At 40.5% G+C, this 19,821-nt stretch carries 18 protein-coding genes, 5 tRNA genes and 1 other RNA gene; 7 read left to right on the top strand and 17 right to left on the bottom strand.

Annotated elements, in window-relative coordinates; genetic code table 11:
* Positions 1 to 18 precede the first annotated feature (18 nt).
* A complete protein-coding gene (hemD, locus tag HDEF_RS03370) occupies positions 19 to 765 on the bottom strand; it encodes a uroporphyrinogen-III synthase (protein WP_015873258.1) in 747 nt (248 codons plus the stop codon).
* Positions 766 to 773: 8 nt separating this feature from the next.
* On the bottom strand, positions 774 to 1,703 hold the full coding sequence (hemC, locus tag HDEF_RS03365) for a hydroxymethylbilane synthase (protein ID WP_015873257.1): 930 nt from the start codon (positions 1,701 to 1,703) through the stop codon (positions 774 to 776).
* Between the two features lie 96 nt (positions 1,704 to 1,799).
* Here hemC and smpB point away from each other — a divergent pair, with 96 nt between their 5' ends.
* Entirely contained in the window at positions 1,800 to 2,282 is a 483-nt protein-coding gene (gene smpB, locus HDEF_RS03360; RefSeq protein ID WP_015873256.1) for an SsrA-binding protein SmpB, read from the top strand.
* Positions 2,283 to 2,380: 98 nt separating this feature from the next.
* Positions 2,381 to 2,782: a transfer-messenger RNA gene (gene ssrA, locus HDEF_RS11185) on the top strand.
* A gap of 135 nt (positions 2,783 to 2,917) precedes the next feature.
* Here the strand turns inward: ssrA and uvrD are convergent.
* From uvrD to purM, 10 genes are all read right to left on the bottom strand, one after another.
* Complete coding sequence (gene uvrD / locus HDEF_RS03350; RefSeq protein WP_015873254.1) at positions 2,918 to 5,113, bottom strand: DNA helicase II; 2,196 nt, start codon at positions 5,111 to 5,113, stop codon at positions 2,918 to 2,920.
* A 49-nt stretch (positions 5,114 to 5,162) separates the two neighbouring features.
* Positions 5,163 to 5,999 (bottom strand): diaminopimelate epimerase, encoded by an 837-nt coding sequence (gene dapF, locus HDEF_RS03345; RefSeq protein WP_015873253.1) that lies wholly within the window; start codon positions 5,997 to 5,999, stop codon positions 5,163 to 5,165.
* Between the two features lie 12 nt (positions 6,000 to 6,011).
* Positions 6,012 to 6,167, bottom strand: coding sequence for an LPS translocon maturation chaperone LptM (gene lptM, locus HDEF_RS11305; RefSeq protein ID WP_015873252.1), 156 nt, complete (start codon positions 6,165 to 6,167; stop codon positions 6,012 to 6,014).
* Between the two features lie 335 nt (positions 6,168 to 6,502).
* Entirely contained in the window at positions 6,503 to 6,790 is a 288-nt protein-coding gene (locus tag HDEF_RS03335; RefSeq protein WP_015873251.1) for an HU family DNA-binding protein, read from the bottom strand.
* Positions 6,791 to 6,837: 47 nt separating this feature from the next.
* Positions 6,838 to 8,532: a 30S ribosomal protein S1 gene (gene rpsA / locus HDEF_RS03330; protein ID WP_015873250.1), complete on the bottom strand. Its 1,695-nt coding sequence runs from the start codon at positions 8,530 to 8,532 to the stop codon at positions 6,838 to 6,840.
* Positions 8,533 to 8,651: 119 nt separating this feature from the next.
* Positions 8,652 to 9,332, bottom strand: coding sequence for a (d)CMP kinase (gene cmk, locus HDEF_RS03325; protein WP_015873249.1), 681 nt, complete (start codon positions 9,330 to 9,332; stop codon positions 8,652 to 8,654).
* Between the two features lie 34 nt (positions 9,333 to 9,366).
* Complete coding sequence (gene aroA / locus HDEF_RS03320; RefSeq protein ID WP_015873248.1) at positions 9,367 to 10,653, bottom strand: 3-phosphoshikimate 1-carboxyvinyltransferase; 1,287 nt, start codon at positions 10,651 to 10,653, stop codon at positions 9,367 to 9,369.
* A gap of 43 nt (positions 10,654 to 10,696) precedes the next feature.
* Positions 10,697 to 11,245 (bottom strand): spermidine N1-acetyltransferase, encoded by a 549-nt coding sequence (speG, locus tag HDEF_RS03315; protein WP_015873247.1) that lies wholly within the window; start codon positions 11,243 to 11,245, stop codon positions 10,697 to 10,699.
* A complete protein-coding gene (purN, locus tag HDEF_RS03310) occupies positions 11,233 to 11,895 on the bottom strand; it encodes a phosphoribosylglycinamide formyltransferase (protein ID WP_015873246.1) in 663 nt (220 codons plus the stop codon). The genes speG and purN overlap by 13 nt, the downstream gene beginning before the upstream one ends.
* 10 nt (positions 11,896 to 11,905) lie before the next feature.
* Positions 11,906 to 12,973, bottom strand: coding sequence for a phosphoribosylformylglycinamidine cyclo-ligase (gene purM / locus HDEF_RS03305; RefSeq protein ID WP_015873245.1), 1,068 nt, complete (start codon positions 12,971 to 12,973; stop codon positions 11,906 to 11,908).
* 448 nt (positions 12,974 to 13,421) lie between these two features.
* Here purM and HDEF_RS03300 point away from each other — a divergent pair.
* From HDEF_RS03300 to HDEF_RS03285, 4 genes are all read left to right on the top strand, one after another.
* A tRNA-Thr gene (locus HDEF_RS03300) sits at positions 13,422 to 13,497 on the top strand.
* A 61-nt stretch (positions 13,498 to 13,558) separates the two neighbouring features.
* Positions 13,559 to 13,643, top strand: a tRNA-Tyr gene (locus tag HDEF_RS03295).
* Between the two features lie 47 nt (positions 13,644 to 13,690).
* Positions 13,691 to 13,765: transfer RNA gene (locus tag HDEF_RS03290), tRNA-Gly, on the top strand.
* 20 nt (positions 13,766 to 13,785) lie between these two features.
* Positions 13,786 to 13,861: transfer RNA gene (locus tag HDEF_RS03285), tRNA-Thr, on the top strand.
* Positions 13,862 to 14,129: 268 nt separating this feature from the next.
* Here HDEF_RS03285 and HDEF_RS03280 read toward each other — a convergent pair.
* Both HDEF_RS03280 and dnaQ read right to left on the bottom strand, forming a co-directional pair.
* Positions 14,130 to 14,206, bottom strand: a tRNA-Asp gene (locus tag HDEF_RS03280).
* 119 nt (positions 14,207 to 14,325) lie between these two features.
* Positions 14,326 to 15,051, bottom strand: coding sequence for a DNA polymerase III subunit epsilon (gene dnaQ / locus HDEF_RS03275; protein ID WP_015873242.1), 726 nt, complete (start codon positions 15,049 to 15,051; stop codon positions 14,326 to 14,328).
* Between the two features lie 62 nt (positions 15,052 to 15,113).
* Between dnaQ and rnhA the strand changes: the two genes are divergently transcribed.
* The gene (gene rnhA / locus HDEF_RS03270; RefSeq protein ID WP_015873241.1) at positions 15,114 to 15,578 is read left to right on the top strand and encodes a ribonuclease HI; all 465 of its coding nucleotides are present in this window, start codon (positions 15,114 to 15,116) and stop codon (positions 15,576 to 15,578) included.
* Positions 15,579 to 15,669: 91 nt separating this feature from the next.
* Here the strand turns inward: rnhA and HDEF_RS03265 are convergent, their stop codons facing one another.
* The 3 genes from HDEF_RS03265 to alr all read right to left on the bottom strand — a co-directional run bounded on the left by HDEF_RS03265 (position 15,670) and on the right by alr (position 19,816).
* Positions 15,670 to 17,022, bottom strand: coding sequence for an APC family permease (locus HDEF_RS03265; protein ID WP_015873240.1), 1,353 nt, complete (start codon positions 17,020 to 17,022; stop codon positions 15,670 to 15,672).
* A 78-nt stretch (positions 17,023 to 17,100) separates the two neighbouring features.
* On the bottom strand, positions 17,101 to 18,591 hold the full coding sequence (locus HDEF_RS03260; RefSeq protein WP_015873239.1) for an amino acid permease: 1,491 nt from the start codon (positions 18,589 to 18,591) through the stop codon (positions 17,101 to 17,103).
* Positions 18,592 to 18,739: 148 nt separating this feature from the next.
* Positions 18,740 to 19,816 carry an alanine racemase gene (gene alr, locus HDEF_RS03255; protein WP_015873238.1) on the bottom strand — a complete coding sequence of 359 codons (1,077 nt, stop codon included), beginning with the start codon at positions 19,814 to 19,816 and terminating at the stop codon, positions 18,740 to 18,742.
* Between the last annotated feature and the right edge of the window lie 5 nt (positions 19,817 to 19,821).

Below are 19,821 nucleotides of genomic sequence, written 5' to 3'. Positions count from 1 at the left end.
TCATTAGGCTGGTGTGCATTAAATCGAGAGCACCGTATGAAGTAGGGATTCATTACTTGCATTTTCAGCTATCTGAATATGATGCCAACCCAGATGAGTGGCTATATTCGCCAAACGTGCACTGACCACTATTAAACGGGATTTTATGAGCCAGGCAAAACGCGCTTCTTCAGGAACCAGAGCATAGATACGATGTAACATTTCTTCGCTGGTCACCACAACAGTATCTACTTTTAACCGCTGCCATTGAATACTTTTTTGCGCGCCATCATAGTGAACAGGATGACGTTGATAACACTCGCAATAAATGATCTGAGCCCCCCGTTTTTTCAAGCGGTCACCTAATAATTCTCTGCCTCCATTTCCTCTGAGTATCAGTGCTGTTTTTTTGTTGATGAATTGTAAATTCGCTAAAGCCAATAGGCCTTCGCTGGTTTCTTGATTCAACGGATATCGAATTTTAAAGGGGTTGATCTTCTGCCATGCTTGTGCCGTATTTCGACCAATCGCATAATAAAAAATAGATGGAGGCCAAGAAAGAGGATTGTTTTTAAAAAAAGAGGCTAAGTAATCAATCGCAGTTTTTGACACAACAAATATCATATCTTCTTCTCGCATCTGTGTTATCCGTTGAGACAACTCCATCAGATCTCGCCCTTGAGAAAATTCAATTAAGGGATAATGATAGGCCGTATGTCCGTGCGCCTGAATAAATTGAACCAATTCTTCCCCCATTGGTGAAGGTCGGGTGACTAAAACAACCATAAAACCCTCTATTGTCGATTCAGTTGTGCCAAAATTGCTTCTGCTCCTCGAGATAACAACTCATTCGCTAATTCAAACCCGATCTTTTCCGCTGAATCAAAATTCCCTCGTCTTTCACCATCAATGATCAGCTGGCCATCAGGAGCACCAACAAAAGCCCTGAGCCATAACTCGTCATTTTCTATTTCAGCATAGCTACCAATAGGGGTCTGGCAGCCCCCTTCAAGACGCTTTAGTAGGGCTCGTTCACAAGAGATCTTCAATTGAGACGGTCGATGATTTAAAGTCGCCACTCGTTGAAGTGTGACAGTATCGTCTAATCGGCATTCAATCCCTATTGCACCTTGACCTGCTGCCGGCAATGATGTTTCTGGCCTGAGAATCTGAGTCATGCGATTTTCCAACCCGAGACGTTTTAAACCCGCGACTGCTAACACAATGGCATCGTAATCTCCTTGATCCAGTTTTTTCAAACGAGCCCCTACATTACCTCGTAAATCTCGAACAACGATACCGGGATAATTTTTGTATAATTGGCATTGCCTCCTTAAGCTGGACGTTCCCACTACGCTGCCTTCAGGCAATTGAGCCACATCATGATATCGCAAAGAAAGAAACGCATCTCTGGGATCCTCTCGCTCACAAACTGCGACTAATCCCAATCCCTCTGGGAAATAAAGAGGCATATCTTTTATAGAATGCACGGCAATATCCGCACGATTGTCTAAAACAGCCCGTTCTAATTCTTTTACAAAAAGCCCTTTTCCTCCTGTTTTTGATAAAGCTGTGCCGAGTATATTATCGCCTTGAGTGACCATAGGTAGTAATATCACCTTCAAATCAGGGTGAAAAAATTCTAAACCTGTTTTCACATAGTGCGCCTGCCAAAGTGCCAGGGGGCTTTGTCTTGTAGCAAGACGAATCATGTTGTTTGACATAAAAAGCGACTTTTTTTCGAAAAATGTAATAAACAAGAATACATTTTATGTAAATGAGATTTTATTCAATAATTCATGCAGTATAATCACCAGACTATGATAAAGAAAAAAACATACAAACCCGGCTCAGCCACGATCGCACAAAATAAACGTGCTCGCCACGAATACTTTATTGAAGAAGAATTTGAAGCAGGTGTAGTTTTACAAGGTTGGGAAGTCAAAGCGCTTCGAGCCGGTAAAGTCAATATCAGTGACAGCTACGTTCTCTTAAAAAAAGGCGAGGCTTTTTTATTAGGCGCCACCATCACACCTCTTAACGTGGCATCTACTCACACTGTCTGTGAATCCATGCGTACCCGAAAATTACTCCTGAAACAACGTGAAATAGATTCTTTATTTGGTCGTATCAATCGAGAAGGCTATACGGTCGTTGCTCTTTCGATGTATTGGAAAAATGCTTGGAGCAAAATTAAAATCGCCGTGGCGAAAGGGAAGAAAACACATGATAAACGAGACAGCATTAAAGATCGCGACTGGAAAATCAATAAAGATCGCATTATGAAAAATGCGAACCGATAGCGATTTTGTAAAAATCGTAGGATTCAACAGTAATAATCGATTTTGAAAAAACTTGATTGATTCATGCTCTGTCTATTTGATACACTCTGTCCACTTTTGGGGCTGATTCTGGATTCGACGGGATAAGCAAAGCCCAAGGTGCATGCCGAGGGGCGGTTGCCTCGTAAAAAACCGTGAAAAAATAGTTGCAAAAATTAATAAAAACAGACCCGCTGCTAACGGCTACATGCCTGTAGCTGCTTTAGCCGCTTAATCAGCTTAAAAAACTGAGGGTCTCCTTTCTCCCTAGCCTCCGCTCTTAGGACGGGGATCCAGAAAGGTCAAATAAAAAGAGATCGCGTTAAGACCTTGCTTAGGGTTAAATCGTTAAATTCAATTAAGCTCATCTGTTAATAGAGTGTCCCTCCTCTGCTTTCAGATAAAATTAAGGATGGACTAAGCATGTAGTGCCGACGGTGTAGTTATTTCGGACGGGGGTTCAAATCCCCCCAGCTCCACCAAATAAACGATTGGTCGTCGCAAAAAAATACTGACAAACCGAAAAAGACCCACGCATTTATTGTGTGGGTCTTTTATTGCCTGTTTCTTTCGGTTTGGCCAGGCTTTCTTGGATTTCCCCTTTTTCAGGAAGATTTTCATATGATTTCTAATCTTGCGTAAGCGACGACTAACCATTTTAATTGGTTACCAGAAAAGGCAACCTGGACACGAGCATGTTGACCACTGCCTTCTAAATCTTTGACGGTGCCTTCCCCAAACTTAGGATGTCTCACACGTTGATCTAAAGAAAAATGCCCCTCGTTTTCATTACTCTCATTTTGATGGCTGTGGATTTTATATTTTGATTTGTCTGTAAAACGGGAATGAAATGGCTGAGAAATGATTGACCCTAATCTTACCTGTTGTATGCAGTCTTTTGGTAATTCGTCAATGAAACGAGAGGGAATATTTCTCACTTCTTCTCCATAAAGTCGACGTCTTTCCGCATAAGATAAGGTCAATTCTTTCATTGCACGCGTTAAGCCAACATAAGCCAGACGACGCTCTTCTTCCAACCTTCCACTTTCATTCAAGGCCATTTTACTAGGAAACATGCCTTCTTCCATTCCAACAATAAAGATTTTAAAAAATTCCAAACCTTTAGCAGAATGCAGCGTCATCATTTGTACTGAGTCTTGGGAAGCGTCAGCCTGACCTTCACCTGCTTCCAGAACCGCATCGGAAAGAAAAGCCTGTAATGGTGACAAAGTGTCATCTTCATACTGACGATAATCATACTGTTGTGTCGCATTGACCAGCTCTTCTAAATTTTCAATACGTCCTTGCGCTCTTTCGCCTTTTTCTTCTTGATACATTAACCAAAGCCCAGAATCTTTGATGACTCTGTCTGTTTGTAAATGTAACGGCATTTCTGATGTTTCATAAGCCAATGAATCAATTAACTCAATAAAACGCCTCAAACCTGAAGCAGCTCGGCCCGCCAATATTTTTTCATGCAACAAAATTTGAATGGTTTCCCAAAGCGTTTTTTCACGATCTCTTGCAGCCTGACGCAATACAGATAAGGTGCGCTCACCAATACCACGAGCGGGTGTATTAATCACTCTTTCAAATGAGGCATCATCATGGCGATTAGAAATCAAACGCAGATATGCAAGCGCGTCTTTAATTTCTTGCCTTTCAAAAAAACGATGACCCCCGTAAATACGGTGAGGAATATTTCCTTGTAAAAACGCTTCTTCTAATACTCGAGACTGTGCATTACTACGATATAAAATGGCACAATCTTTTAATTGGCCTCCTTTCTCGTGCCACTTTTTAATTTGATGAGCCACAAAACGGGCTTCATCTAATTCATTAAAAGCATGATAAAGAGAAATGGGCTCCCCTTCTTTTTGAGCAGTCCATAAATTTTTGCCCATTCGCCCTTCATTATTGGCAATCAAGGTATTGGCTGCCGTTAAAATATGAGGAGTTGAACGATAATTTTGTTCGAGTCTTACTGTTTCAGCACCTTCAAAATCTTTTAAAAAGCTCTGAATATTCCCCACCTGCGCCCCGCGCCAGCCATAAATAGATTGATCATCATCTCCCACGATCATCACTTTTGCCCTTTTTTCAGCCAATGCACGGATCCAGGCATATTGGACAGTATTGGTGTCCTGAAATTCATCAACCAAAATATGACTCCATCTCTGCTGATAGTGATCCAGGATATTGGTGTGATTGAGCCATAACTCATAGGCACGTAATAACAGCTCTGAAAAATCGACTAATCCAGCTCTATCAGTGGCTTCTTGATAGGATTGGTAAATATCTCGCCAGGTATTTTCAATGAAATTAGAGTGATTTTTAGTATGTTGAGGGCGATGTCCCTGATCTTTTTTATGATTGATGTACCACATGGCTTGCCGTGGAGCCCAACGCTTTTCATCTAAATTCAATGATTTAATAATTTTTTTGAGCAAGCGTAATTGATCATCGTTATCGATAATTTGAAAATCTTTTGGCAAATTCGCTTCCAGATAATGCATTCTTAAAAGACGATGGGCTAATCCATGAAAAGTGCCAGTCCACATGCCATCTTGCATTGATCCCATCAAAGCCGACACACGATGACGCATTTCGGCAGCGGCTTTATTAGTAAAGGTGACGGAAAGAATGGAATAAGGAGAAACATGTTCAACTGAAAGTAACCAGGCAATTCGGTGCACCAACACTCTGGTTTTTCCACTTCCTGCGCCGGCCAGTACTAATATATGATCAGCAGATGAGGTCACCGCAGTACGTTGTTTTTCATTTAAAGTATTGATTAATTTAGAATAATCCATAAATAGCCTTTATTCATTCTTTCGTACAAAAATTGACATCTCTTGAAGTTCATGGCTTAAAGCTCATATGAATTACTCCGTCATAAACATGGTCTGCAGGCCCTGTCATATAAAGGCAATGGCCTGTTCCTTTCCAGCAGATGTCGAGATTGCCTCCTTTTTGTTCAACATGAACTTTTTCATCCAGCAGATCCTGCTGAACCCCTATCGAGACTGCAGCACAAGCCCCACTGCCGCAGGCCTGAGTTTCTCCAGCGCCACGTTCATAAACGCGCAGATGAATATGCTTTCGATCAATGATTTGCATAAATCCGACATTTGTCCCTTCGGGAAAAGACGGATGGCACCCCAATAAAGGGCCAATCAATTTAATCTGATCGGAGTCAAGCTTTTCCACCTGTATAATACAATGTGGATTACCCATAGACACAATCCCACAAAGTAGTTTTTGTTCAGCGACATCTAATTCATAAATTTTTTTTATTGTTTTTGAACGAAAAGGGATAGTTTGAGGGAAAAAATCAGGCTCACCCATATTAACGCAAATTTGATTTTTCTCTTCTAGATGAATTTGCATTTTTACGGTCTTGGTACTCACCTGAATATTTTTTTTATTCGTTAAGCCTTTTAAGTGAACAAAACGCCCCAAGCAACGAGCACCGTTACCACATTGAAATACTTCACTACCATCTGCATTAAAAATACGATAATGAAAATCCAATTCTGGACTATTAGGAGGTTCCAGCAACAATAGCTGATCAAAACCAATACCAGTATGCCGATTCGCTAATCGACAGATAAACTCTGATCGTAGATGAACATTTTGGGTTACAGCATCAATGATGACAAAATCATTACCCAGGCTGCACATTTTTGAAAACCGCATACGTTAACTCTGCTAAACCTTGATGATGAAATTTTTTTTAACCTGATGAGCGGATGTTTGAGCTGTTTCTTTTGGCAGGTGTTCTATGGGTGGAAAATACAATGGCCCTTTTAAACCACAAGAGGTGATTATCAGTGTGATTGATAAAATGAATAATTTTTTTTTCATTATTTTAAGCTCTATCCTTGATATGAAATTATTTTAATCGATCAAAATGTGAAAAGAATATCCTGGATATTTTCTATTTTTTTTAACGCTGTCTTGAGAAAGACATCTCTGTGGTATCGAAGCAATTTGTATCTTAATTACCTGTTTCATCGCTCTTTTAATGTGCTTTAATTTTAAAGAACAGAATCACAGTTCCTCTCTATTAGCTAGCAGGAGACTTTTTCGAGGTAAACCAGGCTCTGGTCTAAATGCTTCAGAAAATATTCGTCCTTATCTGGAAGAGAATGTCGAAAGAAGGGAATAATTGAAAAAAATTTTAAAGTGATACTTGAGTTTTACTTATATACGTTAACACGATCACGCAATTTTTTTCCTGGTTTAAAATGTAAAACATATTTACTCTTTACTTTCACCCCAGAATCACCCGTTTTAGGGTTACGTGCAGTGCGTGGACGACGGTATCGAAGAGAGAAACTCCCTAATCCCCGAATTTCAATTCGCTCCCCCTCAGATAATTTTTCTGACATATATTGTAAAATTCGCTTTACTATTTCGTGAATCATTTCAGGATCCGTAGAATCCAGGCGTTTAACAAGCCTTTCAACAAAATCAGATTTCGTCATATTACCTCAGGTTTTTTAGTGAGGGGGTATAATACCCCCTTTTGTTATTAATCACCTTTTGTCGCTATTTTAAAGGCTTCAGTCATAGCGTTAGGGGTGTTAGAAAAATTTGCTTCCTCTTTTTTATTATTTTTAGCTGCTGATACAGACTCTTTTTTTTCAGTTTCATCTTTCAATGGAGCCAAGGTAACAAGACGGGTTTTACGATCACAACCTGTGTATTTAGCTTCAATGGTATGACCCACTTCTATGGATCCCATAGGGAAGTCAACAGAGGTCTCAGGTAAATCTGACAGATTAATACAGCCCTTGACACCATTTTCTGTTAGTGTAACAAAAATTTTTTTATCATGAATTTCAGTAATTTGACCACTAACTAGCGTGCCTTTTTTATTTAAAGAAATATACTGGTCAAGCGGATCTTCTGATAACTGTTTTATACTCAAAGAGATCCTCTCGCGATCTGCGATCACTTCTGATAGTACAGCCTCAATTTCTTGGCCTTTTTTGTATTCACGAACCGCTTCTTGACCTGAAACATTCCATGAAATATCGGATAAGTGAACCAAACCATCAATGTTGTCTTCTAAACCAATAAAGATGCCAAAATCAGTAATGGATTTAATCTTACCTTTAACAATATCGCCTTTATTATGATTTGCATCAAATTTTTTCCAGGGATTTTCTGTGCATTGTTTTAATCCGAGAGAGATACGACGACGCTGTTCATCGATATCTAATACTTTCACTTTGACACTATCTTGAACAGACACAACCTTAGAAGGATGAATATTTTTATTGGTCCAATCCATTTCTGAAACATGAACTAATCCTTCAACACCTGGTTCTATTTCAACAAAACAGCCGTAATCAGGCAGATTAGTGACGCGGCCGGTGATTTCATCATTGACTTTGTAACGCTCTGAGATACCCACCCATGGATCTGGAGAAAGTTGTTTTAAGCCGAGTGAAATACGAATTTCATCTCCGCGGCGTTCGATTTTCAGAATTTTGACAGTGATTTGATCCGAGATACTCACGACTTCACTTGGATGTTTAACACGTTTCAATGACATATCAGTGATGTGTAATAAACCATCAATCCCACCTAATTCAACAAATGCACCATAGTCAGTCAGATTTTTAACGGTACCTGAAACTTCTTGACCTACTTTTAGCCTTTCCAATAATTGTTCACGTTCTGCGCTGTTTTCTGATTTGATGACGTCTCGACGTGAAACAACCACATTATTGCGTTTTTTATCCAGTTTAATAATTTTACATTGATGCTCTTTATTCTCAAGATGCGAAGTATCGCGTACAGGATGTACGTCAACCAAAGAGCCAGGTAGAAAGGCTCTAATACCATCCATATCAACAGTAAAACCTCCTTTGACTTTACCGGTAATCATTCCAGTCACAAATGTGCCATTGGTATAAGCTTCTTCTAATTTTTTCCATACTTCCTGGCGCTTGGCTTTTTCACGAGATAATAAAGTTTCACCAAAACCGTCTTCCATAGAATCCAGGGCAAGGTCAACTTCATCTCCTATTTGAATTTCTACTACTCCTTGTGCACTTTTAAATTGCTCTAAAGGAATAGAGGATTCGGATTTTAAACCAGCATCAATCCGTACAATGTCTTTTTCAATAGAAATGACGGTACCACGAATCATGGATCCTGGACGTATTTCAATTGTTTTTAGTGATTCTTCAAAAAGTTGAGCAAAAGATTCTGTCATATTAATGATCTTGAGGAGTGTTTAATTTAACACCCACCTGGCATCCTGCTTGATGGGGTTGTGATAAAAGGTCTGCTTCAGTTCCTTTGAGCAGATCCGAGATATTGATTTCATTTGTTCTAAAAAGTGAGCCATTTTTTTGCGTGCTCTAACACTTGTTCAACCACTTCCTGAGCTGGCATATGAGTAGAATCTATTATTAATGCGTCCGAGGCTGGTAATAAAGGAGCAATTTGTCTAGTAGCGTCACGATCATCTCGATCGTTCATTTTAGATAAAATGCTGCTGAAATTAACATTAAACCCTTTTTTTTGCAACTCGATCATCCGCCGCCGAGCACGTTCTTGGGGGGATGCATGAAGGAATATTTTGATAAAAGCATCTGGGAAAACCAAAGTGCCCATATCTCTACCATCAGCAATTAAACCAGGTGCTTTTTGAAACGCCCGCTGTCGCTTGAGCAATGCTTCTCGTACTTTCGGAAAAGAGGCCAATTGAGACGCAGAATGAGCCACTAATTCAGTGCGAATTTTATCGCTGACATCTTCTTTATCTAAAATAACCCGTAAGCATCGATTTTGTGACTGAAAAGAAACATCAAGATGAATAGCCAGAGGAATTAAATCCGCTTCCATACTGAAATCGATTTGATGCCGCAGAGCAGCTAATGCAAGTACTCGATAAATAGCCCCTGAGTCTAGAAGATGCCATCCCAGATAGTCTGCTAATGCTTGACACAGTGTCCCTTTCCCTGCTCCACTAGGCCCATCAACCGTTAATACTTGGTTTACTTTTTTCATTTTTTCTCTTCATGACCAAATATATTAAGAATTTTTATACAGTACCGCTAAGATAAGCCAGTTTTTGAAAAAAATCAGGAAAGGTTTTTGAAGTGCACCTTGGATTTAAAATGCGTATTGGCATATCTGACAGAGCCATTAATGAAAAAGACATTGCTATACGATGGTCGTTGTAGGTCTGAATTTCAGCTGCTTTTAAATTTTTTGGAGAAATAATTTCGATATAATCTTGCCCTTCTTTGATTTGTGCCCCCAATTTTCTTAATTCAGCCGACATCGCAGAAAGGCGGTCTGTCTCTTTAAGACGCCAATTATAAATATTTTGAATCCTTGTAGGGCCTTCGGAAAATAACGCCGTCGTTGCGAGTGTCATGGCGGCATCCGGCATACTGTTCATATCCATATCTATGCCTTTTAATCGTCCAGGACGACATTCAATATAATCCTCTCCCCAATGAATGAAGGCCCCCATTTTTTGTAACACATCTGCAAATTGAACATCCCCTTGTATGCTTTTTTGACCGACACCTATCACACGGACACAACCTCCTTTGATGGCTGCTGCGGCTAAAAAATACGACGCCGCTGTTGCATCCCCTTCGATTCGATAGTGTCCAGGTGATTTAAATTTTTGATGGGCCTTAATGTTGAAGGTGCGGTAATGTTTATGCGTCACACTGATCCCAAAAACACGCATTAAATGCAATGTCATCTCTACATAAGGTTTAGACACCAGAAAGCCTTGCACTTCAATAGCGGTATCTTGTTCGGCCAAAGGCGCCATAATCAATAAAGCGGTCAAAAATTGACTTGAGATATTCCCTCGGAGGGTTAAATTTCCGCCACGAAAACCGCCACGAAGGCGAAGAGGAGGAGAATTTTTTTTTTCTAAATAGGTGATTTGAGCATTACCTTGACGTAACGCGTCGACCAGAGGATCCATGGGCCTTTCTTTCATTCGTGCTCCCCCTGTCAATACTACATCAGATTGACCTAATGAAAGAACGGCCGTCAGAAAACGCATCACAGTACCTGCATTGCCGGTCATTAATTCAATCGGATGAGGGGTGTTTAACGGCCCGTTGACTCCTTCTACTTCACAGCAGGTGCCATTTTTTGAAACAGTATAACGGACTCCAAGCGCTTTGAGGGCTTCTAGCATATATCGAGTATCGTCACTGTCTAAAAAGTTGGTCAGCCGAGTTTTTCCAGCAGCCAAAGCGGATAATAAAAGAACACGATTAGAAATACTTTTTGAACCTGGTAAATAAACTGTTCCATTGATCTTTCCGATAGGTTCTAAATTGAGAGATTTTGACATATAAAGAATGATTATTTTAAATGATATAAAAGTGTTAAAAAAATTAGGCCTGTTTTTTGTATTGCTCCAAATACTGCCGTTGAAAAATACACATACGGATCGCAGTACGATATTCGCCATCAACAAAAAACTCTTCTTTCAATTCTCCTTCTTTTTTAAATCCTAATTTTTCATAAATATGAATGGCTTTTTGATTATCTTTATCCACAATAAGATATAGCTTATATAAATTGAGCACTGAAAAAGCATGTTTCATCACTAATTTCGTCGCAATAGTTGCAAAGCTTTTTCCCTCATAAGCAGGATCGATAACAATGAAAAATTCCGCCCGTCTGTGGAGATGATTTATCTCTAGTAATCCCACTAACCCGACTTTGATTCGATTATTTTCGGCCTTGTTATTTTCAATAATAAAGCGGCGCTCCGTTTGATCGTGAATATGTTTATCATACAGATCCGACAATTCCATAAAGGCTTCATAAGGCTCCTCAAACCAGTAACGCATGACGCTGGCGTTATTGTCTAATTGATGAACAAAATAAAGATCATCTCTTTCTAAAGGACGTAATCTAATGTCAGTTATGGAACACATGTTGAATCCTTTTTTTCAGTAAGAGGTTGGCCGTCTAACCAAGCGATCCCTGACCTCATTTCTAAACGTCCTTGCATAAACCAGTCGACCACTTTTGGATAAATATGGTGTTCCTGAACTTTGATACGCTCCATAAGGGTCTTTTCAGAATCATCGGGGAACACCGATATTCTGGACTGCAAAATCACAGGGCCTCCATCCAGCTTTTCAGTCACAAAGTGTACTGAAGATCCATGCTCCTTATCACCGTTGGCAAGAACCCGCTGATGGGTGTGTAACCCTGGATATTTAGGAAGAAGCGAAGGATGGATGTTCAGTATTTTTCCCTTATAGTGTTGAACAAATGTGGGAGTAAGAATACGCATATAGCCGGCTAACGCAATCAAATCAGGTTGATAAGAATCGATTTTTTGAATGAGGTTTAAATCAAACTCAATGTGATCGGGCTGAGTTTTTGCTTCTAAAATTTGAATCGGAATTTTTGCTTGTTTTGCTCGTTCTAATCCATAAGCATTAAGTTGATTACTAAAAACACCGCAAATTTTACCCCGTATTTTTCCGGCTTTTTGAGCGTTTATCAATGCCTGAAGGTTGCTCCCTTCGCCTGAGATCAATATCACTATATTTTTTTTCAACGGAATGTTTTTCATCATTTATATTTCAATTATTGAGTATGCTTTTTTTAAAAATTATTCGCTCAGAACTGGTTTTTGATGAATCTACCCTGCCTATTCTCCAGGCTTTTTCACCGACACTGGTTAAAAAATCAAGGGTTTTATCTGCCTGATTTTCAGGCAAAGCTATGATCATGCCTACGCCACAATTAAAGGTACGATACATTTCTTGCTTATTGATATTTCCTGTTTTTTGTAACCAATCAAAAATACAGGGCCATTGCCAGCTGGATTCTTCAATCAGCACGCAGGTATTTTTAGGCAAGACTCGGGGGATATTTTCAAAAAATCCCCCTCCAGTCAGGTGAGCAATAGCATGAATGTCCACGTTTTGCGTTTCTATTAACGTAAGAATAGATTTAACGTAAATTCTTGTCGGCTCTAATAAATGATCGGCCAGACTTTTTCCATTTAACATCCATGTTTCAGGATCTTTTTTGCTCAAATTCAAAACCTGACGTACTAAAGAGTACCCATTAGAATGTAAACCACTAGAAGCCAATGCCAACAAAGTGTCTCCGGATTTTACGTTTTGATGGCCATTGATCAGTTTGGATTTTTCGACAACACCCAAACAAAAACCCGCCAGATCATAATCTTTAGCTTGATACATACCCGGCATCTCAGCGGTTTCGCCTCCTACTAACGCACAGCCTGCCTGTTGACAGCCTTCAGCAATACCTGCAATAACACAGGCTGCAGTTTCAACATCCAGCTGACCTGTTGCAAAATAATCTAGAAAAAACAGCGGTTCAGCTCCTTGAACGATCAAATCATTGACACACATGGCGACCAAATCGATACCGATGGTTTCGTGGCGTTTCAAATCAATGGCCAAACGTAACTTAGTGCCCACGCCGTCAGTCCCTGACACCAAAATGGGCTCACGGTATTTTTGTGGCAACGCGCAAAGTGCGCCGAATCCTCCTAATCCTCCTATGACTTCGGGCCGGTGGGTTTGTTTGACTGCTTTTTTAATACGCTCAACCAGGAGATAGCCGGCATGAATGTCGACGCCCGCATCTTTATAATTAAGAGAAACATGATCGGTCACGGAGAGATCCTCTGAGTAAATGACGAGAGTTTGATGTATAAAACAAAATTTTAAAAGAGCTATGAAAGAACTTTCAAATAGAAATAGAGCGTTTATTATTTATGAACATATGATTTTAGATGGTTTTAAATCGCCATAATTTGTCCAAGCCTTTTTTGATGCCAATTCTTGGTGTCGCGATGTATTTGGGTTGATGCTCTGAGAGTATCACGTTCATAAAAGGTGCAAGGTAAAATAGTATTTTTCATCATTAATAAAGAGGTTTTAAATGTAAGAAAGCCATATTTATTTATATTTTATCTCCTTTTCCTACTGAAAATAGGGATTTTTGGAACATAAATGAACACAAAAACAGGATGCCATAGAAAAATATTTTGAATTTAAATCGGATAAACTTAATTTTTTTGTTGCATAGAAGGCTTTCACTCCCTAAAATGCGCCCACTTGAGCCGGTATAGCTCAGCTGGTAGAGCACCTGACTTGTAATCAGGGGGTCCCGAGTTCGATTCTTGGTGCCGGCACCATAAATAACATGATGCACCATACCATTTCATCGTTAGGCGTTCTTATTATTTTTAATACTTTGGTGGGATTCCCGAGTGGTTAAAGGGAGCAGACTGTAAATCTGCCGTCATCGACTTCGAAGGTTCGAATCCTTCTCCCACCACCATATTGAGTCTTATTTTAAATAAAACTTTCTATACCGAGTTCCGGCATGCGGGCATCGTATAATGGTTATTACCTCAGCCTTCCAAGCTGATGATGTGGGTTCGATTCCCACTGCCCGCTCCAACAAATTGTGTTGATATTGTGTTGATATAGCTCAGTAGGTAGAGCACACCCTTGGTAAGGGTGAGGTCGGCAGTTCGAATCTGCCTATCAGCACCATTTCCCCTCTCTCTGATCCTTTCTTCTGTTTGATTTTGACTTGGTGTAAGACGTTAACCTATAAGCATCATTAACCCAGACCTTTCGTTTAGAGCGAGAGCTTGATGTCTTGCTTCATAGACTTTTTTTAAATATTTATAAAGCATCATGATGATGCATTATTATAATCATTCTCATAAAGACGATCTGGGGGATTTGCCTAAAGGAAAAAAACAGGAGAATGAAGCGGGCAGAGGAAACCCCTCTTCATGGTGATTGATCTTGGAAATGGCGGTGCGGACGGGATTCGAACCCGCGACCCCCGGCGTGACAGGCCGGTATTCTAACCAACTGAACTACCGCACCAAAATGTATTTTGGTTTAGAACGGGCGCGATGATACGGTTGCACCTTAATAAGGTCAACTGTTTTTTGAATTTATTGGCTTTCTTTTTTAAATAGAGAGACAGACTGCCGATTCTTCTGTTAGGTGGCAGATCGCCATATGCAAGAGCCTTCTTTCTTTTCTAAGAGATCCAGACTTGCTTGATGCTCATCAAGCTCATCACAGCTGGCGTAAATGATCTTTAATTGAGATGAAGTTTTGACCCGCTTTGGACGCACTGTCATGTTACGAATGTCTGTCTCGTCCGTTTCGTCTGAAAAAGAAAATAACGTTTGCCCGCCGGTCATGGCTAAATACACTTCTGCTAAAATCTGCGCATCAAGCAATGCCCCGTGTAAAGTACGTTTGCTGTTATCTATCTGATAACGATCGCATAAAGCATCTAAACTATTGCGTTTACCAGGAAATAAACGGCGGGCGAGTGCTAAAGTATCGGTGACCGTACAAAAAGTGTTTGTTTTTGGGATATTTTGCTGGAGCGCCGAAAATTCATAATCCATAAAACCAATATCAAAAGCGGCATTATGGATGATTAATTCAGAACCGCGTATAAATTCAAAAAATTGAGAGAAAATTTCAGAAAAGCGCGGTTTATCGGATAAAAATTCATCACTAATACCATGAATTTGATAGGCTTCGGGATCCACCTGACGGTTGGGCCTCACATACGTATGAAAAGTCTTGCCTGTGAGGCGACGGTTAATGACTTCAACCGCCCCAATCTCGATAATATTGTGGCCCTCATAATGAGGGCCTGTTTTATTTAGTCCGGTGGTTTCAGTATCCAAAACAATTTGTCGGGTCATGGGCGTGTTCTCAGGAAGAATTTGTGCGAAAATAAAATTTTTATACAATTTTATCACACACAATGAAACAGGTAGAGATTTTCACAGATGGTTCCTGTCTTGGTAATCCGGGCGCAGGGGGATACGCCAGTATTTTACGTTATCAACAGCATGAAAAAATATTCAGCCAGGGTTATCGGCTGACCACCAATAATCGAATGGAATTGATGGCCAGCATTGTCGCCCTTCAGGCTTTAAAATCGCCCTGCACAGTGACACTTTTTACGGACAGTCAGTATGTTCGTCAGGGGATCACCCAATGGGTCGTTCATTGGAAAAAACGCGGCTGGAAAACGAGTGAGCGTAAAGAGGTCAAAAATATTGATCTATGGAAAGCATTGGATGCCGAGATTCAAAAGCATCAAATAAATTGGCAATGGGTCAAAGGTCATGCGGGTCATCCAGAGAACGAGCGCTGTGATAAGCTGGCTCGTTTAGCCGCGAGTTCGCCTACTCAAGAAGATAGGGGTTATCAGGGATCATGTTAGAAAAAAGAGAAAGTGATCGTTAAGCCGTTTCTTTTTTCGCTTCTCGCTCTGTTTGATCAATCTCAAACATAAAAAAACAACAATAAATTTTCTAATATTGTTTTTGAAATAAACGCGTTTTCCATGCCAAATAGAACAAGCCGAGAGCCGCCCATATAAAACCTAACTTCATAGAGCTGCTTTCAAGGTTAATCCATAACATAGTGACAGTCGCGACCCCTAATCCAGGTAAAATAAGATAATGCCAAAGATTAAATAGACCTCTATGGCGCTTTTCATGATAATAAAACTGAAAAATGACCGATAAATTGACAAAGGTAAAAGCAATCAAGGCCCCGAAATTAATTAATGCGGTGGCCGTGACCAAATCAAAAGTAACGGCAGATAAGGCAACAATACCAACGAATACTATGTTAAGACTCGGAGTTCGCCATTTTGGATGCACGTAGCCGAAAATTTTGTTGGAAAACACCCCATCGCGTCCCATCACATAAAGTAAACGTGAAACCCCTGCTTGAGCCGCCATTCCTGATGCCAAAACAGTCACACAAGAAAAACATAAAATGATGGATTGGAATAATTTCCCAGCCACAAACAGCATAATATCGGGTTGAGAGGCATCAGGATTGATAAAACGTGAAACATCAGGGAAATACAATTGTAAAAAATAAGCCACAAAAATAAAAATAAGGCCACCTATCATGGTCGTTAGAAAAATGGCTTTGGGGATCACTGAAACAGCATCTTTCGTTTCTTCAGATAAAGAGCTGATGCCGTCAAAACCAAGAAAAGAAAAGCATAATATGGTGGCACCTGTGATCATGGGTATCAAATAAACTTCATCTGAATAAAAAGGACGAATGCTGATTAAGGTGCCTTCTCCTTCCCCCTGATAAATTCCATTCATCAATAATCCAACGAAGATCAGCATAATAGCGATCTGAATGAATACAATAAGACTGTTAATGTTGGCGATGACGTTAATGCCGCGAAGATTGAGCAGAGTCGTTAAACAAGTTAATCCTGCAACGAACATCCAAGGGGGTACATGAGGGAAAATCGCGGAAAGATAAATTTTCGCCAACAGAATATTGATCATTGGCATAAATAAATAATCTAATAACGAAGACCAGCCAACCATAAACCCAAGGTGGGGATGGATGGATTTCTGGACATAAGTATAAGCCGAGCCCGCAGAAGGAAAACGTTTAACCATCTTGCCATAGCTGAGGGCAGTAAAAAGGATGGCAATTAACGCAATAATATAGGATGCAGGAACATGCCCCTGTGTCAAAGATGAGACGATACCAAAGGTATCAAAAATGGTCATGGGTTGAAGATAGGCCAACCCCATCATCACGACTTGCATTAAGGTCAAGGTTTTTCTGAGTTGTATACGGTTATTACTGGCTGTTTGGTTGATGCCTGACAGAGTGAGTGACATATTTTTCTCCTAAAAACCTTATCTGATATTTCATCTCAAAAATGCGTTGAGGATAATGAGATTTTTTTAAAAACTGTGTCAGATCTTTTGATCGTCTTGCCATTGTGGAAACTTCATCTCTGAGTATTGAACGAACTTTGTGCCATGTAAAAGTTTATATCCAAACCAGATAGAAAAAAATAAAGGCAAGCCAATATAAGTCGCGGTCACTGAATACCAATCAATGCTATCTGCCAAAAAAGCCTGATAGTTCTGGCCGAGTGTGATCATCAAACAAACAAAAAAAGCAAAGATGGGCCCCCATGGGAAAAAGCTCGACTGATAGGGTAATGCATTCAAAGAGCGATTTTGAAAAATGTATCCTTTTCTAAAACGATAATGACTGATGGCAATGCCAAGCCAGGCGATAAATCCCGTCATTCCTGATGTATTTAATAACCACAAATAGACAGTTTGATTTCCAAACATTGAACTGAAAAAACACAGAGCAGAGACCAAAGTGGTGGCACAAAGCGCATGACGAGGAACGCCATTATCAGATAATCGCGCAAAAATTTTGGGGGCTTTTCCTTCACTTGCCAAGGTAAACAGCATGCGTGTCGCGGCATACATCCCCGAGTTACCCGCAGATAAAACGGCCGTGAGGATCACGGCATTCATGAGGGCCGCAGCAGATAATAATCCTGCATTTTGAAAAACTAAAGTAAAGGGGCTGACACTAATGTCTTTGATGTCATTGTGTAATAAATGGGGATCAGTATAAGGAATGATCAGACTGATGATAAGAATCGCGAGGATGTAAAAAAGTAAAATTCGCCAAAACACTTTACGGATGGCACAGGGAATATTTTTAGCCGGCTCCTGAGATTCACCTGCGGCGACACCCACTAATTCAGTGCCCTGAAAAGAAAACCCCACGATCATGGCCACCCCAATCATAGCTGAGAATCCTCCCACAAAAGGCGCTTCTCCTAGAGTCCAATTATCCCAGCCTGTGACTTTGTTGCCTTTAAGAACGCCTAATATCATCAACAAACCAAGAATAATAAACACAATCACGGTGGTGACTTTAATCAAGGAAAACCAATATTCAGATTCAGCAAACCCTTTCACAGAGAGATAATTCAACATAAAAATAAGAGCGAGAAATAAAGCGCTCCAAATCCAGCTTGGGGTATCAGGAAACCAATAATGCATCACCAATTGAGAGGCCACTAAATCAACGGCAATGGTCACCGCCCAGTTGTACCAATAATTCCAGCCGAGAGCAAAACCAAAACCTTCTTCAACATATTTTGCGCCATAGGTTGCAAAGGAACCAGAAACAGGCATAAAGGCCGCCAGTTCTCCTAAACTGGTCATTAAAAAATAGACCATCAAACCAATTAAGAAATAAGAGAGTAAGGCTCCGCCTGGTCCCGCTTGAGAAATCGTTGCGCCAGAAGCAACAAAAAGCCCTGTACCAATAGATCCGCCCACCGCAATCATCGCCAGGTGACGCGATTTGAGTGCCCTTTGCAACTTTTTTGGTCGATGGGTTACCGTCTTGTTGATATTTTTTTCAAGCATTTTTAATCCCAAAAAATAATGTGTAAAAAACTTCTTGGCTCTAAAAATATAGAGGTATAAAGTCAAATTGGGGAGGGATTGTAACAATTCATGGCCTGCTGGCCAGATGAATTTGGGTTAACATTTCAAAGAAATGGCCATTCTTAAATTAATTTACGTAGCTGATTGCGACACGGCCTGTCAGTTTGCTCACCAACTCATAAGCAGTGTATCCGATATAAGACGCCACTTTTTCTAACGACAATTGATCGCCCCACAGTACAGCTCTATCCCCCACCTTATCAGTCGCATCCCTGCCTAAATCCACTGAAATCATATCCATCGACACTCGACCCACAATAGGCACTTGACGATCATTGATCCATACGGGCGTGCCTGTAGGAGCACTTTGTGGGTAACCATCGCCATAGCCAATCGCCAACACACCCAGGAAAGTGGCAGTTTGACTGATCCATTCCCCTGCGTAGCCTACGGTTTCCCCTGCCTTATGCTCACGCACTGCAATTAAAGGGGATTGCAAAGTCATCACCGGCAATAAGCCATAATCACGACCAATAAAATGTTCAAAAGGAGAGATCCCATAAAGGGCGATACCAGGGCGTACAACGTCTCGATGTGATTGAGGGCAAAGCAAAATAGCACCGGAGGCCGCAATCGATTTTTGCCCTGGTTTGCCTTGAACAAACGCATCAAAAGAACGGATTTGCTGGTCTGTTACAACAGGATGATGAGGATTCACGTCAGAAAGATGGGTGATGATATGAATGGGCTTGGCCACATTAGGACAATTTTGTAAACGTTGATAAAAGGCGTCTGCTTGCTCAAGACGTACACCTAAACGGTGCATGCCAGTATCTATTTTCATCCAAACTCGGACAGGTTCAGGTAGACGCACTTTTTCTAACGCCACCAGCTGTTCAAAATTGTGTATCACCGTTTCAATATGATTCACTTGCAATACAGCTAAATCTTCTAGAGAAAAAAAACCTTCTAACAACAAGATAGGCTTGATGATCCCACCCGAACGCAATGTTAATGCCTCTTCTATGCGAGCGACAGAAAAGTAATCTGCGTTTTTAAGCGCCTGCGCCACTGTCAGTAATCCGTGACCATAAGCATTCGCTTTAACGACAGCCATTAAACGGCTTTTAGGGGCGTATTGTTGAATTTTTTCAAGATTATGCCGAAGTGACTTAAGGTTAATGATCGCGGTGGCGCCTTTCATTGAGC

Source organism: Candidatus Hamiltonella defensa 5AT (Acyrthosiphon pisum), assembly GCF_000021705.1.
GTDB classification, from domain to species: Bacteria; Pseudomonadota; Gammaproteobacteria; order Enterobacterales; family Enterobacteriaceae; genus Hamiltonella; species Hamiltonella defendens.
The sequence above is the reverse complement of the archived record's forward strand: the minus strand, read 5'-3'. Positions and strand labels throughout refer to the sequence as shown.

Excerpts from the sequence above, each read along its gene's own strand:
- cmk (WP_015873249.1), bottom strand. The coding sequence starts at position 9,332 with ATGAAAAAAGTAAACCAAGTATTAACGGTTGATGGGCCTAGTGGAGCA.
- rnhA (WP_015873241.1), top strand. The coding sequence starts at position 15,114 with ATGAAACAGGTAGAGATTTTCACAGATGGTTCCTGTCTTGGTAATCCG.
- hemC (WP_015873257.1), bottom strand. The coding sequence starts at position 1,703 with ATGTCAAACAACATGATTCGTCTTGCTACAAGACAAAGCCCCCTGGCA.
- aroA (WP_015873248.1), bottom strand. The coding sequence starts at position 10,653 with ATGTCAAAATCTCTCAATTTAGAACCTATCGGAAAGATCAATGGAACA.
- smpB (WP_015873256.1), top strand. The coding sequence starts at position 1,800 with ATGATAAAGAAAAAAACATACAAACCCGGCTCAGCCACGATCGCACAA.
- purN (WP_015873246.1), bottom strand. The coding sequence starts at position 11,895 with ATGAAAAACATTCCGTTGAAAAAAAATATAGTGATATTGATCTCAGGC.
- dapF (WP_015873253.1), bottom strand. The coding sequence starts at position 5,999 with ATGCGGTTTTCAAAAATGTGCAGCCTGGGTAATGATTTTGTCATCATT.
- hemD (WP_015873258.1), bottom strand. The coding sequence starts at position 765 with ATGGTTGTTTTAGTCACCCGACCTTCACCAATGGGGGAAGAATTGGTT.
- speG (WP_015873247.1), bottom strand. The coding sequence starts at position 11,245 with ATGTGTTCCATAACTGACATTAGATTACGTCCTTTAGAAAGAGATGAT.
- lptM (WP_015873252.1), bottom strand. The coding sequence starts at position 6,167 with ATGAAAAAAAAATTATTCATTTTATCAATCACACTGATAATCACCTCT.
- uvrD (WP_015873254.1), bottom strand. The coding sequence starts at position 5,113 with ATGGATTATTCTAAATTAATCAATACTTTAAATGAAAAACAACGTACT.
- HDEF_RS03265 (WP_015873240.1), bottom strand. The coding sequence starts at position 17,022 with ATGTCACTCACTCTGTCAGGCATCAACCAAACAGCCAGTAATAACCGT.
- alr (WP_015873238.1), bottom strand. The coding sequence starts at position 19,816 with ATGAAAGGCGCCACCGCGATCATTAACCTTAAGTCACTTCGGCATAAT.
- HDEF_RS03260 (WP_015873239.1), bottom strand. The coding sequence starts at position 18,591 with ATGCTTGAAAAAAATATCAACAAGACGGTAACCCATCGACCAAAAAAG.
- dnaQ (WP_015873242.1), bottom strand. The coding sequence starts at position 15,051 with ATGACCCGACAAATTGTTTTGGATACTGAAACCACCGGACTAAATAAA.
- rpsA (WP_015873250.1), bottom strand. The coding sequence starts at position 8,532 with ATGACAGAATCTTTTGCTCAACTTTTTGAAGAATCACTAAAAACAATT.
- HDEF_RS03335 (WP_015873251.1), bottom strand. The coding sequence starts at position 6,790 with ATGACGAAATCTGATTTTGTTGAAAGGCTTGTTAAACGCCTGGATTCT.